10 protein-coding genes and 2 pseudogenes are annotated in these 15,176 nt (G+C 64.0%); 3 read left to right on the forward strand and 9 right to left on the reverse strand.

The annotated features are described in order from the left end of the window. Window positions 1–52 precede the first annotated feature (52 nt). Window positions 53–2,254 (reverse strand): NHL repeat-containing protein, encoded by a 2,202-nt coding sequence (locus tag OKW44_RS20305; RefSeq protein WP_018418015.1) that lies wholly within the window; start codon window positions 2,252–2,254, stop codon window positions 53–55. Window positions 2,255–2,812: 558 nt separating this feature from the next. On the opposite strand from OKW44_RS20305, the gene OKW44_RS20310 reads away from it, so the two are divergent. The 3 genes from OKW44_RS20310 to gmd are packed head-to-tail and all read left to right on the forward strand — an operon-like array spanning window position 2,813 to window position 5,740. Continuing rightward, complete coding sequence (locus tag OKW44_RS20310; protein ID WP_018418016.1) at window positions 2,813–3,895, forward strand: acyltransferase family protein; 1,083 nt, start codon at window positions 2,813–2,815, stop codon at window positions 3,893–3,895. Continuing rightward, window positions 3,892–4,641 carry an SGNH/GDSL hydrolase family protein gene (locus tag OKW44_RS20315; RefSeq protein ID WP_026225381.1) on the forward strand — a complete coding sequence of 250 codons (750 nt, stop codon included), beginning with the start codon at window positions 3,892–3,894 and terminating at the stop codon, window positions 4,639–4,641. Before OKW44_RS20310 ends, OKW44_RS20315 begins: the two co-directional genes overlap by 4 nt. 55 nt (window positions 4,642–4,696) lie before the next feature. Further along, window positions 4,697–5,740 (forward strand): GDP-mannose 4,6-dehydratase, encoded by a 1,044-nt coding sequence (gene gmd / locus OKW44_RS20320; protein WP_018418018.1) that lies wholly within the window; start codon window positions 4,697–4,699, stop codon window positions 5,738–5,740. Window positions 5,741–5,782: 42 nt separating this feature from the next. On the opposite strand, the gene OKW44_RS20325 is transcribed toward gmd, so the two are convergent. The 8 genes and pseudogenes from OKW44_RS20325 to OKW44_RS20360 all read right to left on the reverse strand — a co-directional run bounded on the left by OKW44_RS20325 (window position 5,783) and on the right by OKW44_RS20360 (window position 15,175). Next, on the reverse strand, window positions 5,783–6,148 hold the full coding sequence (locus OKW44_RS20325) for a response regulator (protein WP_018418019.1): 366 nt from the start codon (window positions 6,146–6,148) through the stop codon (window positions 5,783–5,785). A gap of 31 nt (window positions 6,149–6,179) precedes the next feature. Further along, window positions 6,180–7,166, reverse strand: a complete 987-nt coding sequence (locus OKW44_RS20330) for a chemotaxis protein CheX (RefSeq protein ID WP_018418020.1) — start codon at window positions 7,164–7,166, stop codon at window positions 6,180–6,182. Window positions 7,167–7,194: 28 nt separating this feature from the next. Beyond that, on the reverse strand, window positions 7,195–7,734 hold the full coding sequence (locus OKW44_RS20335; protein ID WP_018418021.1) for a hypothetical protein: 540 nt from the start codon (window positions 7,732–7,734) through the stop codon (window positions 7,195–7,197). Then, window positions 7,731–8,462, reverse strand: a complete 732-nt coding sequence (locus tag OKW44_RS20340; protein WP_026225382.1) for a methyl-accepting chemotaxis protein — start codon at window positions 8,460–8,462, stop codon at window positions 7,731–7,733. The genes OKW44_RS20335 and OKW44_RS20340 overlap by 4 nt, the downstream gene beginning before the upstream one ends. Before the next feature lie 37 nt (window positions 8,463–8,499). Beyond that, a pseudogene (locus OKW44_RS20345) lies at window positions 8,500–10,879 on the reverse strand (ATP-binding protein). Between the two features lie 329 nt (window positions 10,880–11,208). After that, window positions 11,209–12,376: pseudogene (locus OKW44_RS20350) on the reverse strand (glycosyltransferase family 4 protein). A gap of 70 nt (window positions 12,377–12,446) precedes the next feature. Next, window positions 12,447–13,676, reverse strand: a complete 1,230-nt coding sequence (locus OKW44_RS20355) for a glycosyltransferase family 4 protein (RefSeq protein ID WP_026225383.1) — start codon at window positions 13,674–13,676, stop codon at window positions 12,447–12,449. Further along, a complete protein-coding gene (locus OKW44_RS20360; protein WP_018418026.1) occupies window positions 13,673–15,175 on the reverse strand; it encodes a glucose-6-phosphate isomerase in 1,503 nt (500 codons plus the stop codon). Before OKW44_RS20360 ends, OKW44_RS20355 begins: the two co-directional genes overlap by 4 nt. Window position 15,176 lies beyond the last annotated feature (1 nt).

Consider the following 15,176-nt stretch of genomic DNA (forward strand, 5'->3'; position numbering starts at 1 on the left):
CGGTGTTGCGGTTAGATTGCGTGCGGGGCCGCGTCAGCGAGGCCAACGCACCTCAAGGCTTCCAGCGATACATCAGCACCTTGCCGCGCGCGTCTTCCTCGACGAAGACGAGGTACTCGCCATCGCCGCGCTTCGTCGCGCTGATACCGTTCGGCACGTCGACCCAACCCGACGCGCGGCCCACTTCGGGGCCCGGCCGGATCACGCCGAGTTCCTTGCCGCTGTCCTTGTCCCACACGTGCACCGCGCCGACCGGCTCGACGCCGAACACGTATTGCCCCTCGACCGTGACGCCGATGATCGTCGCGATGGGCTTGCTCTGCGTCTGCCACGGCAGCGTGATCGCGTAGCGCTGCACCGGCTTGCCGCTCGACCACTTGTCATAGCGCACCAGCACGCGCCCCACTTCCTTCCAGAAGCCCTGCGCGGTCGGCATATCGGCCGTATAGCCGCTCACGTACATCGTGTCGGTGTCCGATTCGTAGATCGCGCGATGCAGTTCGCTGAACGGTGCCGGCACCGGGTACTGCGTCAGGTTCGAGTACGAGTAGACCGGGTTGCCCTTCGCATCGAGTCCGCCGAAACGAAAGCGATAGATGCCCTTCGTATCCCGGGTACGCCAGATGTCGCCGGCCATATCGACCCACCAGCCCCAGCCGCCCGCGAGCTTCGTGCCGCTCGTGTTCAGCGTGTATTCGTCGCGATCGAAGCGCCCGTCGCCATTCGTGTCGCGCCAGATCCAGTCACCGCCCGGCGGTGCATTCGGCACCTTCGCGACCGCGCGCTCGCGACCTGCGATAAATCCCGAGGGAATCGCGGTCTCGCCGTCATGCTTCGGATCGAAGCGATAGATCTTCAGATGATCCGCATACATGTCGGTCAGATAGAGGAACGTGTGCCCCTTCAACCGCCGCGCGATCGGCAGACCCGGATACTGGTCGGTATGGAACACCGGATCGTCCGGGTACTTGAACCGATTCGACAGGAACCCCGCGTATTTCCAGTCCTGTCCAGACGGCTTCGACAAATCGAGTTCGAAGCGCTTGTTGCCGGTATAGACGCTGTCGGGCCGGGCCGGATCGATCCACGCGCCGTCGACGAACAGCAGCCCCTCGACCTGCCAGTTGCGCTTGCCGTTCGGCGCATAGCTTTCGAGCGTCGCGCCGAGGCCCGCGCCGATCGGCTCGTAACGCGGACCGATGCCATTGGTCGACACGTACACGTTGCCGCGCGCATCCACACCCACGCCGGTCAACCCGTTGAATCGCAACGGTCCGGGCTTGCCCGCGACGCCGCTGAAAATGCCGCCGCGCTCGCCGAGCGTGCCCGACTCCGTGTAGCGGCCGTCGCGCTTCGTGAAGAACAGCACCTGCTGGCGCGGACCGTTATCGGCGATCAGGAGGCGGCCTTGCGCATCGACGGCGAGGCCGACCGCGACCGTATCGGCCGGCAGCATGACGGTCTCGTCGATGCGCTGACCGGTCGCCGTGTAATGCCCGATACCCGGCGCGCGATCGCCGCGCGTGCCGCTGAGCACCCATAGCGTGCCGTCGGGCGCGAGCGCGATACGTCCAGGCTCGTGGACGTTCCACGTCGCTTTCTGCTGCATCGATTCGGCGTCGTAGACTTCGATGCGATTGCGCGCGGTATTGGCCGCGAACAGCGTCGTGTCGTTCGCGGCTAGCCCGCCGATCTCGGCGTTCGTGCCGGTCGGCACTTCGTTCATCATCAGAAAGCCGGCCGCGAGCTGCGCGTGCGGGTCCGCGTTTTTAGCCGCGGGCTGAAACGGTGCCACGCGCTTCGGCTCGTCGATCAGGCGCCGCGAGATACCAAACCATTGCTTACCCTTGTCCGGCCACACGCCCGGCTCGACCAGGCGTCCCTTTTCATTGCCGACCGCGATCGCGACGAACGCATACTTCCGGTTGACCGCGATCGCATTGCCGCCGGCGTTGCCCCAGCCATGCGTGCCGCCCGCGAAGCCAAGCATCTTGCCGTCCTGATAGACGCTCGCTTCAGCGCCGCTTTCGTCCCACGGCGCGTTCGTATAGACCTTGCCGTCGGGCGTGACCGCGATAGCGGTGATATCGATCTGCGTCCATGTGCCATCACCAAAGCCGAAGCTGTTGCCGATCCATGAGGTCTTCGCGTTCAAAGCGGTTTCGGCGCGAGCCGGCAGACTGGCCGATGCGGCGACGACGCCGGCGGCGCAGGCTGTCAGGGCGAACCAGCTTTTGAACGTGATACGGCGCAAGGCGGAACCTCCAGTCGATGTCCGGTCAACGCGATGCACGCGGACCTGCGCCCGCTCGGGGCGAAATTCAGTGATGTGGCAAAGCGAAACGAAGCGCAACCGATTGAAGCGCGGCGCCTGAAGGCAGCCGTCCGCACGACTAAGTTACGTGGAAAAAATGCGGTGACGAAAATCGAAAATAATTCAAAAATATTCGTCCGCTTATACGTCGCAAAAAGAAACGATTTTAAAAATAGATAAAAGCGCAAGCCTCGCCGTCACTCTCCTCTGTCGCGACAATCCCCCGTTCCTACCGATGCGATATCACGCAATGCGCATTTATTACGGATTGCCCGATGCTCACCACATAAACACATAAATCTTTCGAGAATGGCCAAAGAAATACCCTGTTTCAATCTGATTCAATTAGCCCATTCCAACGGGTTTTTTCTCGAGTTTCTTTTCCCTAGAATCGATTGCACTTCAGTTGCGACGCGAAGCGCGCGCCCGTTCGCCGGCAATCCGTGGCGAACCGCACGGCGCTTCGCCCGGCTCATCCGCTTACACCATGGACGGTTCATGACAGCCAGCGCATTGCCCCTCGCGCCCTCCCATTCCCGCATCGTGCAGCTCGACGGTCTGCGCGCGATCGCCGTGCTCGCGGTGTTCGCGCAGCACGCGTTGAAAGCACCGCTATGGATGGGCGTCGATCTGTTCTTCGTTTTGAGCGGCTTTCTGATCAGCGGCATCCTGCTCGATCGCAAGTCGCGTCAGCAGTCGTATTTCAGCTATTTTTATGCACGGCGCGCGCGCCGCATCCTGCCGCCGTACCTGCTGCTGATGGCCGTGTCGTCGCTGCTGTTCGGCCTCGCGTGGGCGCAGCACTGGTACTGGTACGCGTTCTTCGCGACCAATATCGGCGATGCGCTCAATCAAAGCGGTCATGACAGCCTCAACGTGCTGTGGTCGCTCGCGGTCGAGGAGCAGTTCTATATCTTCTGGCCGTTCGTGATCCTGCTCGTGCCCGAGCGTCTGCTTGGGCTGGTGGCGGCCGCGCTGATCGTGCTGGTGCCGCTGCTGCGCGCGCTCGCGACGCCGTGGTTCGATTCGTTCTGGCCGATCTACTACCTGACGCCGTTCCGCATGGATCTGCTCGCGGCCGGCGCGCTGCTCGCGGTTGCCGTGCGGCGCGATCGCAATGCGCTCGAACCGTTCAAGGGACTCGCGGTGCTCGGCGCTCTGGCCGCGCTCGCGGTGCTGGCATGGCTGCATCTGCACTACCCGCGTTTTCGCGCGGCGAATACGCCGTTGTCGAATGCGGGGCTGTATAGCGTGTCGCTGGTGCTGTGTACGTCGATCGTCGTGATCGCGCTGCAGAGCAAGGGCATCGTGAAGCGGCTGTTGTGCAATCGCGTGCTCGTTTATATCGGCACCGTCAGCTACACGATCTACCTGATCCACCTGAGCGTGCTGTACATGGTGTGGCCGCTGCATCTGAATCGCTATCTGAGCGCCGCGATCGCGCTCGCGATCACGCTCGTGTACGCGAGCATCACGTGGTTCGCATTCGAGAAGCGCCTGATTTTCGGCGCACGCGGGTCGGGAGCGACGACCGGCGCCGGCGCCCACGTTGCGCGGCAAGCACCGCAAGGCCGCGCATGAACGGCCCGGCTGTGGTTGCTGCCCACATGCTGGGTGTCGTGTCGGCGCTGCTGCTGATCGCGCCGACAACGAGCGCGGCCGTGGCCGAGCCGGCAGTGTCATCGCCGACGCAACTGCTGATCGACGCCTACGGCGACTCGACCACGCTCGGCATCACCTGCAGCGATGGCCACTGCGGCCCGCAAGCCGGCAACGCCGTCACGTATCTGCAGCAAGCGTTGCAGGCGCATGACGGCGAGCGCGTGCGCGTCACGAACTACGGCGTCGGCGGCACGATGGCCTGGCAGTTGCGCGACGGCACCGGCAATCGTCGCGCGGGACCGACGGCGGGACTGCCGTGGCGCGAACGTCTCGCCGCCTCGCCCGCGCGGATCGTGTTGATCAACTACGGCATCAACGAAGTGATGCACAACCAGACGCCCGAGCAGTTCTACGCGGCCGAGACGTCGCTCGTGCAAACCGCGCGAGCGCTCGGCAAGGTGCCTGTTTTGCAGACCTCGAACCCGATGCCCGATAACCGGCTCAACGCCCGGCTCGCCGCGATGATAGCGATGACGCGGCGCGTCGCCGCCGAACAGCAGGTGCCGCTCGTCGATCAATACGCGTATGTGAGCAGCCTGCCCGACTGGAAGTCGCTGATGTCGGACGGCGCGCATCCAAAGCCGGAGTTGTACCGGCTGAAGGCCGAACAGGACTATCGGGTCGTCGAACCGTTGGTGCGGCGGCTGCTGGACGACGCGCATTGAGCCTGGCCCTTAGGCGCGTTCCGTGCTTTTTTATTCACAAACTAGAAGGCAAGCTATGAGTCAACCTCGCAAAGCGATCATCACCGGCGTATCCGGACAGGACGGCGCCTATCTGACCCGGCTGCTGCTCGACAAGGGCTATCACGTGACCGGCACCTACCGGCGCACGAGTTCGGTCAACTTCTGGCGCATGCGTGAGCTTGGCGTGCTCGACCATCCGAATCTGCGTCTCGTCGAACACGACCTCACCGACCTCGGCTCGACGCTGCGCCTGCTCGACGGCACGCAGGTCGACGAGCTGTACAACCTCGCCGCGCAGAGCTTCGTCGGCGTGTCGTTCGACCAGCCGGTGACCACCGCTGAAGTGACCGGCGTCGGGGCGCTGAATCTGCTCGAAGGCCTGCGTACCCTGAGCCCGAAGACACGCTTCTATCAGGCGTCGACCTCCGAGATGTTCGGCCTCGTGCAGGCGGTGCCGCAACGCGAAAGCACGTCGTTCTATCCGCGAAGCCCGTATGGTGTTGCGAAGCTGTTCGCGCACTGGTCGACGATCAATTATCGCGAGTCGTACGACCTGTTCGCGAGCAGCGGCATTCTGTTCAATCACGAATCGCCGCTACGCGGCCGCGAATTCGTCACGCGCAAGATCACCGACACGGTCGCGAAGATCAAGCTCGGCAAGCAGGACGTGCTCGAACTCGGCAACCTGAGCGCGCAGCGCGACTGGGGCTTCGCACTCGAATACGTCGAGGGCATGTGGCGCATGCTGCAAGCCGACGCGCCCGACACCTTCGTGCTCGCGACCGGCCGCACCGAAACGGTTCGCGATTTCGTGCGCATGGCGTTCACGGCGGCCGGCTATCAGCTGGAATGGTCGGGCAAGGACGAGCGCGAGACCGGCATCGACGTCGCGACCGGCAAGACGCTCGTGCGCGTCAATCCGAAGTTCTATCGGCCGGCCGAAGTGGACCTGCTGATCGGCTGCGCGGACAAGGCGCGCGACACGCTCGGCTGGCAACCGCAAACCTCGCTCGAACAGCTGTGCCAGATGATGGTGCAGGCGGACATCGCGCGCAACGAGCACCACGAGACGTTCTAACACGGCATCCGTGTGCGGCGGCGCTCGCCGCACACTGCCCCGTCAACCGGCCAGTTTCCGGAACGTCTCCAGCACCGCATCGCCCTTGAACGGCTTGACGATCCAGCCCTTCACGCCGGCGGCCTTGCCGCGCTCCTTCATCGCGGGGCTGCTTTCGGTCGTCAGCATGATCACGTTGACGGTCTTGTTCGCGAGTTCGCCGCGGATTTTTTCGACCATCGTCAGGCCGTCCATGTTCGGCATGTTCACGTCGCTGACGATCAGGCGGATATTCGAATCCGTTTTCAGCTTCGCAAGGCCGTCCTTGCCGTCGATGGCCGTCGCGACGTCGAGACCGTTTTTCGCCAGAAAACCCGCGACTTCATCGCGTACCGTGCTCGAATCGTCCACCACCAGAATCTTTGCCATAACCATTCCCTTGCGTCACCGACGCGTCGTATCAAAACAGATCGAGTTCACCGGACTCGACGAGATCGTCGACGTCCATCGCGTTTTCAGAAAAATCTTCGGGTGACCAGCTCAGGTTGAAAACGAAGCGCTGGTCGATCGACACCGACTGTCCGCTCGCGGCGTCGCTCAATCGATATTGAAACCGCAACTGCGGATTGTCCGAGCCGAACGAGATGTAGCGATGCTTGTGATTGACCAGCAGTGGCACCTGCACCTGCACCTGACTTGCTTCGCGAGCGTTCTGCTGACCGAGGAAGCGGTCCTTGAACGCCCCCCAGATCAGATTGGTCAATTCGCCGAGCACGTCGTTCAGATCGCGAAAGCCCGGTTGCCCCGCGGCCATGCCGGGCTCGCGTGCGGCGCGATCGCGATCGATCATGCCGAGCAGCGGCTCCTCTTCGGCCTGCATCAACATATAGCCGCGACACCAGCTGCCTTCGAGCGGAATCAGGCTGAAGACCTCGCCGAAGATGATTCGATCGCGCACGATACTGGGCGTGTCGCGTTGCACCGTGACGCCGTCGAACAACGTGGCGAGCCGCGCTTCCGTGATCTCCGCGATACCGCGCACGAGCGCGTTCGGGAAGTCGAGGCTGAAGATGTACCGATCGACGGCTTCGCGCAGCGCCGTCAGATCGGCGGCATTGAAATGCGCGCATGCCGCGTTCGTCAACGGCTTCGGAAGCCGTTCGAGCGGCGCGTTGCCGCTCGAACGCAGGATCACCGGCAGTTCGGGGCGCAAGGCATTGATGCGCGCGGCGGTCGTAGCGGCCTGCTCGACCGAGCCCCCGTAGTTATCCGCCAGCAGAACGCCGCCGAGATCGATATTGGTGGCCAGTACCGAGCCGAGGCGGTTGCTGTCGCGCACCTTCAGTGCGATCAGGTTGTGTTCGTCGAAAAAGAGCTTCAGCGCTTGCGCGTGTGCCGGACAGTCGTCGAGCACGAGCAGCTTGCTGACGGGCTTGCTGGTATTCATCGTGTTTCAGTCTGCGAATGCAGTGTTGCTAGAAAAGTTCGAGTTCGCCTTCGGCCTCGTCGGCCGTGGCGAGTTCAGCCTTGAAGTCGAGGGGCGCCTGCGCGCATAGACATAGCGTGACACCCAGCCGGGCCGCACCGCCGATCGTCAGCTCGTACGCCCACACGTGATCGGGCCGCAACTCGTCCAGATACTCGATACAGGCGCTGTTCAATTCATACGGCGTCGACATGCCAAGATCGGGGAAATGATTGACCAGTTGCTGGTTCATGTAGCCGCAGCACAGGTTGCCGAGTTCCATCAGTGTTTCCGACAGCGACCGCGTCGCGTCGCCGCTGGCGTAGTAGGCGTGCGTCGCGTCGTCCTTACCGAAATGCAGCACGAACAGCAGCCGAAAGCCGATCGACGAGATCGTCAACGCCATCGCGCAAGGTCCGGCCGGATGATCGCGATCCCACCTCGGCACCGCCGTGATCTCGCACGAATCGCCCGGCGTCGCGGGCAATCTCGCGCGGGCCGCGTGACAGAAGATGTCCGCGATGCTTTGCTTCGCCTGATCGGTAATCACGCTGCGGCCTGCTCGAGCCGGGATTGGAACTGGGTCGCCAGCACTTCGACGCCGCCGAGCGACGCCGTGATCATCTTGCCGCCGGCCTGAATGTCCTGGAACGTCGCCGCCGTCGTCAGGTCGTTGCGATGCAGGCTCTCGCGATAGCTCTTCGACAACTCCTGCGAGCGCGACGCCAGCGAGCGCACTTCGCCCGCGACGATCGAAAAGCCGCGACCCGCGGTGCCGGCGCGCGCCGCTTCGATCGACGCATTCAGCGAAACGATCAGCACGTGCTGCACGATCGACGACAGCTCCTGGTTCTTGTTGTGCATGTCGCGGTTCTGCGACATCAGCGAAATCATCTGCTCGTGCCAGCGCTCGAACGTGATGGTCAGCGTCTTCAGACGGCCTGCCTCGTGCGCGATCCGCGTCGCATGCTGCAGCCACTCGTCGCTTCGCGAACTCGCGGCGTCGAGCGACGCCTGCAACGCTTCGCGATCGTGCGCGCACTGCTCGGCTTGCGCGCGCAGATCGGCGAGCATCGACTCCAGTGCGGCGCGCTCGCTGTCGGCCTGCTCGCCGAGCCGGACCGCCGCGTCGAGTTGCTGCTCGAGGGCCTGCCGCGCGAGCGCGTCGACACGCTGCGCTTGCTCACCCGCGCGAAGCTTCCGCCGATAAAAAATTCTCGTCGCGAGTGCGCAGAGAATACCGCCAACGCCTGCGGCCAAAAAATAACTTTCAAGCACAACCTGCTCCCATCGCTTCGTTCAATCCATCAGGCCGTCAGCCTGCTACCGCGTCCGCGTCACGCTCGCGCGCTGCATCGGCGGACGCGTCGAGACTGTCCACCGCCCAGTCCTCGGGGAACGACACGACGGTCTGAAAGCGGCGATAGTCCGCGCCGCGACGATCGTCGGTGAAATGCAATTCGATGCGGCCATGCTCGCGCCGCACGAAATCGCGCACGGCATCCATGCCCACGCCGCGGCCCGAAATCTCGCTGACGGTCTGCGCGGTCGAGAAGCCGGAACGGAAAATCATCTCGGCAATCGCTTCGTCGCTGAGCACGGCATCGGCGTCGATCCAGCCGCGTTCGATCGCGGCCGCACGGATTTTCGCGAGCGCGAGACCGCGGCCGTCGTCGCTGATGGTGATCTGCAGCGCGTGATGGTCGACGCCCACTTCCAGTTCGATGACGCCGGCCGCGTCCTTGCCGTTCGCGACACGCTCGGCGGCCGGCTCGATGCCGTGGTCGACCGAGTTGCGCAGCAGGTGCGTGAACACATTGCGCAGCGTATGGCTGACCTCGCTGCGCACGCGGTAGCCGTTGTTGTCGATGCTGACGACTGGCGCTTCCTTGCCGAGTTCGGCCGCCAGAGACGGCAGCGAGTCGAGCACGCCCGCGAGCGCTTCGTAGATCGATTCGGTGCCCAACAGACGCAGTTCGCGCTGCAACGATTCGCGCATCGACACGAGCGCTTCCCGGTCGGCCGGATCGGCGCTTTCGAGCAGATCCAGCTGCTTCTGGATCAACTCGCGATCGACCATCAGGTAGCGATCCACCGCGCCGCTCTGGCCCGGCCCCTTGCGGCCGAGGCTCACTTCGTTGATCGTCGCGTAGGATTCGAGCGCGGCCTTCACGCGCTGCAGATCCTCGATCAGAAGCTGCTGGTCCCACGCTTCGCTGCTGTCAGCGCGGCGCAATGCGTCGTAGCGCTGTTCGGTTTCGTGGACGATGCCGGTCAGATGCTGAAGGCTGTACGTGCGCGCATTGCCCTTGACGGTGTGCATGTTGCGGAACAGCTCGGCGACGGCTTCGTGACTCGGCTCGTGATGCTGACGGATGATCCGTTCGTTCGCGCTGATGAAGCCCGTGGCGCTTTCGACGAAGTGATGGAACTTCTCCTGACTCACCGCGAGAATCTCGCCGATCATTTCCAGCCGGCGCTTCTGTTCGCCGGCCTCGGCGGCGAGCGCGCGCAGTTCGGTCACGTCGCGCACGCACAGCATCAAACGCAGCACGACGTCGTGTTCGTCGGTGATCGCCGACCAGCTCAGGTCGAGCGTCTTCACGCGGCCATCGGCCATCGGCTTCGCGATCTCGTTGACGAGCAGGTGCTGATTGAACTCGAAGTTCATGCTGTCTTCACCGATGCATGCCTGCAGCGCCGCTTCGATCTGTGAGAGCGCATCGCTGTTGATATCGGTGCCGCCGAACACGAGATCGAGCAACGGACGGCCCGCAATCTCGCGCGTCTCGAAGATGGCCTCGAGATACGCGGAGTACTCCGGATGCACGACCACGCCTTCGACCACCGTCAGAATCCCCTGCTGCATGTTTTGCAGCATCGCCTGGATATCGGCGGTCTTCTGCTTCAGTTGCAGCGAGCTTTGCTGGATCTTCTCGATCATGCCGTTTGAACGCGACGATCGAATGACCGATCTCGTCCATGCGTCCGACCGGCACGCGGCGCGTGAAGTCCTGGCTCGCCGCGATCTCGCTCATCTCCACCTGCATGCGGCTCAGCGGCCGGGTGATCTGCCGATACAGCAGCGCGCTGATCAGCAACAGCACGACGATGGCCGCGCCGGTCGCGGCGCCGATCGCAGTCGTCGTCGTCGCGAGCGCGCTGTTCAGTTCGTCGATCGCGGCGTCTTTCTGGCGGTTCTTTTCGATCCGCAGCGTCTCGACGATGCCTTCGAGTTCATCGCGGTATTGCGCGACGTTCGCGAACAGATAGGCCTGCGCGAGTTCGTTCTTGCCGTCGGCCTTCATCTTCGCGGTGTCGTTGACCGCGTTGAAATAATTCGCGAGGCTGTCGCGCGCCTGGCTCACGAGCCCGGTTTGGGCCTGACCTTGCGCGGCCTTCGCCTGCACGTCGAGCGCCGCCTGCAACGACGCTTCCTTGCTCTTCAGCAGGTCCTGAGCCTGCGAGACCATGTTCGCGTCAGGCGCATAGACGAGCGTCATCATCGCGAGCTGCACGTCCTTGACCTGCGATACGAGGTCTGCCGACGCGAGCGCGCTCGGCACGACGCCCTGGGTAACCTGCCTGACGTTGGCGGCGCTGTTGCGGGTCTGAAGCACAGCGTATCCCCCGATGGCGGATAGCGCGACAAGCATCAGAATGACGAGAAGCGTGATGCGGTGGCGGATGGTCATCTGAGAATCCCCGAGATCTGAAAATACAAGGTCCCCGCTTTTTGGCGGGACGCCCGTGTGTTTTTGTACTTTCGGGCGCGGGGATTATGGTCGCGGACGTGTGACGTCAACGTGACGAAGTCGACGCGGGGCGCCACGTTTCAGGGATTTGAAAAATAAGGTCGGAAAATCGCGGCCAAGGGCTGATCCGGGCTCAAGTTCAACAGCAAAGTGCCGTTATTCATGGCCCATTTTTTTTGCCGGTCTTGCGGCGACATGAACGCGAGGCCCGAACGCAGTGATCCGAGCCTCGCCCTTTTTTCATTCGATTGAACCTTTGCCGCTGCGCTTTAATGCAGCACGTTCCCCGCAATCGCTTCGGCATACACCGCCGCGACCCGCTTCGCGATCACCGCGTTATCGAAGCGTTCGCGCGCATAGCGGCGGCATGCATCCGCATCGGGCAACTTCAGCGTACCGTTCAGCGCGCCGGCGAGACCTGCGGCGATCGCAGCCGCGCCGGTCTCCGGCAACACCAGATCGGGCGACAATCCCGCCACCGCCTCGGGCAATCCGCCGACCGGCGTCACCAGCACCGGCGTGCCCGACGCAAGCGATTCGACCGTGATGAGCCCGAAGCCTTCCAGCGCGACGGTCGGCACGACGCTGAGATTGGCCGCGCGATACAGCGCCGCCAGATGCTGATCGGGCACGAAGCCGAGCAGCTTCACGTTGTGTTCGAGCCCCGCGTCGGCGATGCGCGCCTCTAGCTCACCTTCGAGCCGACCCTTGCCCGCGATCAGCAGCAGCACGTCGGGCGCGCTGCGTTTGAGCAGCTTCACCGCATCGATCAGATCTTCGAGACCCATGCGCCGCACCAGCCGTCGCACCGCCAGCACGATCGGACGGTCCTGCGGCAATTGCAGACGCAGACGCGCCTCGGCCTGCGTGATCGGCAGATTGAACTGCTCGACATCGACGCAGCCCGGCACCACGCGCACGCGCTCCGGCGAGATGCCGTAGCGCGTCGTGAGAATCTTGCCGAACGCGTCGGACAGGACGATCAACCGCGACGAACGCGCGTATACCGACTGCTCCAGATAACGCTTCGCGCGCTGACCGAACGAATCGGCGCCTTCGACGTGGCTCTCGTCGGCCCACGGTCCCTGAAAATGCGACACCTGCGGAATGCCGCGCGTCACGTCGAGCCCCGGAAACGTATAGAGCGCGAAGTGCGACGAAATCACATCGGGCCGCGACGTGCGGATTTCGTGGCCGTAGCGCGCGGCGTGCCGCCATTAGCCGCAGCGGCAGCGATTGCGCGGCGGGGCCGAAGCCGTTGATCGCGCCACCGGTATCGGCCGCGACTTTCGGCGAGCCGGCGACGACGCCGCGCACCGCGACGCCCGCGCCCGGCAGCGCGCCGACCAGCGAGTAGTACATGCGGTCGAGGCCGCCCGCGCGTTCGGGAAACCAGTGCATCCCGATCTGCAGTGATTTGATTGAGCCAGTCGTCATGATGGTGTGCCCCTGTGTGTTGCTTGCGGTGAGTTGCTATGTGTGGACGTGGATGGCGCGCTTCGCGCCGTCATTCCACGCTCTTCTGTCCGGCGAGATGGTTCAGCGTCAGCGCATCGTTCTGCGCGACGACCGTCGCTTCCGTCTGGCTGCGCCGGCGGTTTTCCTGCTGCCCGGCCAGCTGCCGGTACAGCGCGATGTATTGCGCGGCCATGCGCGCCCAGCCGAAGCCGGTCGCGAGTTCGCTCGCGGCTTTGCCCATCGCGTGGCGCGCGCTGTCGTCGCCGGCGAGTTGCGCGACTGCGCCAGCGAGCGCTTGCGGGTCGTCAGGATCGTCCAGCACGATGCCGCACTCGGGCGTGATGATTTCGGCGCCGCCTGCGGTGCGCGCGGTCACGACGGGCAGCCCCGCCGCCATCGCTTCGAGCAGCGACAGACTCATCGCTTCGTAGCGCGACGGGAACACGAACGCGTCGACCGAATGCATCAGCACCGGCATCTCCTTCACGAGCCCGAGAAAATGCACGCGATGCGCGATGCCGAGCGCCTTCGCCTCGTCCGGATACGGGCTGCCCGGCAGAAAACCGGCCACCGCGATCTGCACATGCTCGGGCAGATGCTTCAACGCGGCGAGCACGGTGCCGAGATTCTTGCGCGGCGTGCGCAGATCGCCGACGAACAGCAGCAGGAACACATCGTCTGGTAACCGGAACTTTGCGCGATCGCCGCTCGCCGCCGCGAAGCCCTGCGTGTCGACGCCGTTGTAGATGACGTCCACGCGGTTGCGCGGCGTGAGACCGATCGCGCGGATTTCGTCGGCGACCTTCTGCGACACCGCGGTGATCACCTTCGAGCGCCGGTACGCCCAGCGTTCGAGCAACGCGTTGCAGCGCGTATAGACCGACTGGTACGCGGACCACACGCCCTTCGTGAGACCGAACGGGTAGTACTTGCTCGCGAACCAGCCGCTATGCACGAAATGCGAGGTATTGACGTCGGCGCGCATCCAGGTGATGAAGCCGTTCACGTGCAGCACGTCGTAGTCGCGGCGATGCGCGCGCAGCCACAGTGCGCTCTTCGCCGCGAACACCTGCTGGCGCAGCAGATTGGTGGGCCACCAGCGGCCGATCTTCACCGGCGCCCAGCGCACGTTAGGATGCGCGAGCAGCTCGGGCGCCACATGCGACGCGACCAGCGTCACGCGGATGTTCTCGTCGAGCGCCGCGCGCGCGATCTCGTGGTTGACGCGCCCCTGGCCGTCGTTATGGCGCACTACGTGCGTGACAATGGCGACTCTCAATCCGTGCCTCCGTGGAGAAATAGCGTGCGTGCGCGGTTCATTTTTTCGTGGTGAACCGCGGAAAGAATCGAAAAAGCGCCCATGAAAAGCAGCAGGCCGCCGGTGCCGACCAGCGAGTTCGTGAACACGAGCATCGCGAAGGTCGCAAGACACAGGCTCAGGCACGCGGAGACGAACTTGTCGTCGCGCAGCCTGAACGAGCCGAGCACCGCGCGCGTCAGCAGCCACACGATGCCGGACATGTACAGCAAGGTGCCGGGCCAGCCGAGCACGAACGGAATGTTCATCACGCCGCTGTCGAAGTTGCCGTACTGGCCGAGCTGGCCGCCGTCGTTGGAAAGTTTCGTCGAGGTGCCGGTCGCGCCCATGCCCTCGCCCGAGACGTCGGTAAACGCGGTCTTCGCGAAGGTCGCGTAGAACTCGTTACGCGCCGCGTAGCTCTGGTCGTCGTGCAGATTGACGATCGTGTTTAGCCGCGCCTGCATCCGTTCGGCCACCGGACCGACCGCCAGCAGCGGCACGCACAAGCCGGCGAGCAGTACCGCGCTCGCGACGATGCGCACGCGCACCTTGTTGTTCGACTTCACGAGCTGGATCAAGAGCGCGATGACCCAGCCTCCCCACGTCGAGCGCACGAGGCTCAGCGCGAAAGAGAAGAAGCCGAGCGCGGCGGCGATCCAGCGCACGCGATGCTGCGCGGCCATCACGAACACCATCGCGCCCATCATCGCGAACGCGAACGGGCCCGACGAATTCATCGTGCTGAACACGCGTACGCCCATCGGCACCGGGTCGCCCTGCGAGTTCATCTGCGAGCCGAGCATCCACAGCGCGTCCCACGGCGGCATGATGAAAAACTGAATCAAGCCGTAGCCACCCATCACCAGCATCCCCCAGATGAACGTGTTGATGATCGTGTCGCGATACTGCGGATACTGGCGCGTGTGCGCCATGATGTGAAAGCCGATCAGGATCGGATAGAGCCAGTTCGCGAGGTCGTAGGTGGCCGCGAGCGGGCCGCTCGACATCACGCCGATCAGGAACGCGTAGATCAAGCCGAGCAGGATCAGCAGCACCGGCAAGCCTCGGCGCTGCGCGAGCAGCCGGTAGTAGCGCAGCAGCGACAGCCCGCTGATCATCGTGACGGCGAGCGGCGCGACCTGGATCAAACTCGTCGGCGTGAACGCGCCCTTCGACCAGTCGGCGAGACGCCGCACTTCGGGGCTCAGGAACCACAGCCACCACATGAAGCCGATGTAGCGCGCCGGGCTCTTGAAGTAGAGCCACAGGCCCGTCAGGATCGCCAGCACCGGAAACGCCAGCGTGAGCACCGTGCCCTGATGCGCGACGATCAGCACCGCGGCGATCAGCCACAGCAGGAGCGGCGGCAGCCATTCTCGCGGGCCGCCTGACAGCAGCCCGCTCGCGGCGTGTTTTGCAGGAGCGGCGTTGGCCGCGCCTGTCGGCGGCAACGGGTTCGCGCGCGGAATCGTCGACATC

Origin of the sequence: Paraburkholderia lebeckiae, assembly GCF_050436325.1 — a bacterium.
GTDB classification, from domain to species: domain Bacteria; phylum Pseudomonadota; class Gammaproteobacteria; order Burkholderiales; family Burkholderiaceae; genus Paraburkholderia; species Paraburkholderia tuberum.

Excerpts from the sequence above, each read along its gene's own strand:
- OKW44_RS20310 (WP_018418016.1), top strand. The coding sequence starts at position 2,813 with ATGACAGCCAGCGCATTGCCCCTCGCGCCCTCCCATTCCCGCATCGTG.
- OKW44_RS20315 (WP_026225381.1), top strand. The coding sequence starts at position 3,892 with ATGAACGGCCCGGCTGTGGTTGCTGCCCACATGCTGGGTGTCGTGTCG.
- gmd (WP_018418018.1), top strand. The coding sequence starts at position 4,697 with ATGAGTCAACCTCGCAAAGCGATCATCACCGGCGTATCCGGACAGGAC.
- OKW44_RS20325 (WP_018418019.1), bottom strand. The coding sequence starts at position 6,148 with ATGGCAAAGATTCTGGTGGTGGACGATTCGAGCACGGTACGCGATGAA.
- OKW44_RS20330 (WP_018418020.1), bottom strand. The coding sequence starts at position 7,166 with ATGAATACCAGCAAGCCCGTCAGCAAGCTGCTCGTGCTCGACGACTGT.
- OKW44_RS20360 (WP_018418026.1), bottom strand. The coding sequence starts at position 15,175 with ATGTCGACGATTCCGCGCGCGAACCCGTTGCCGCCGACAGGCGCGGCC.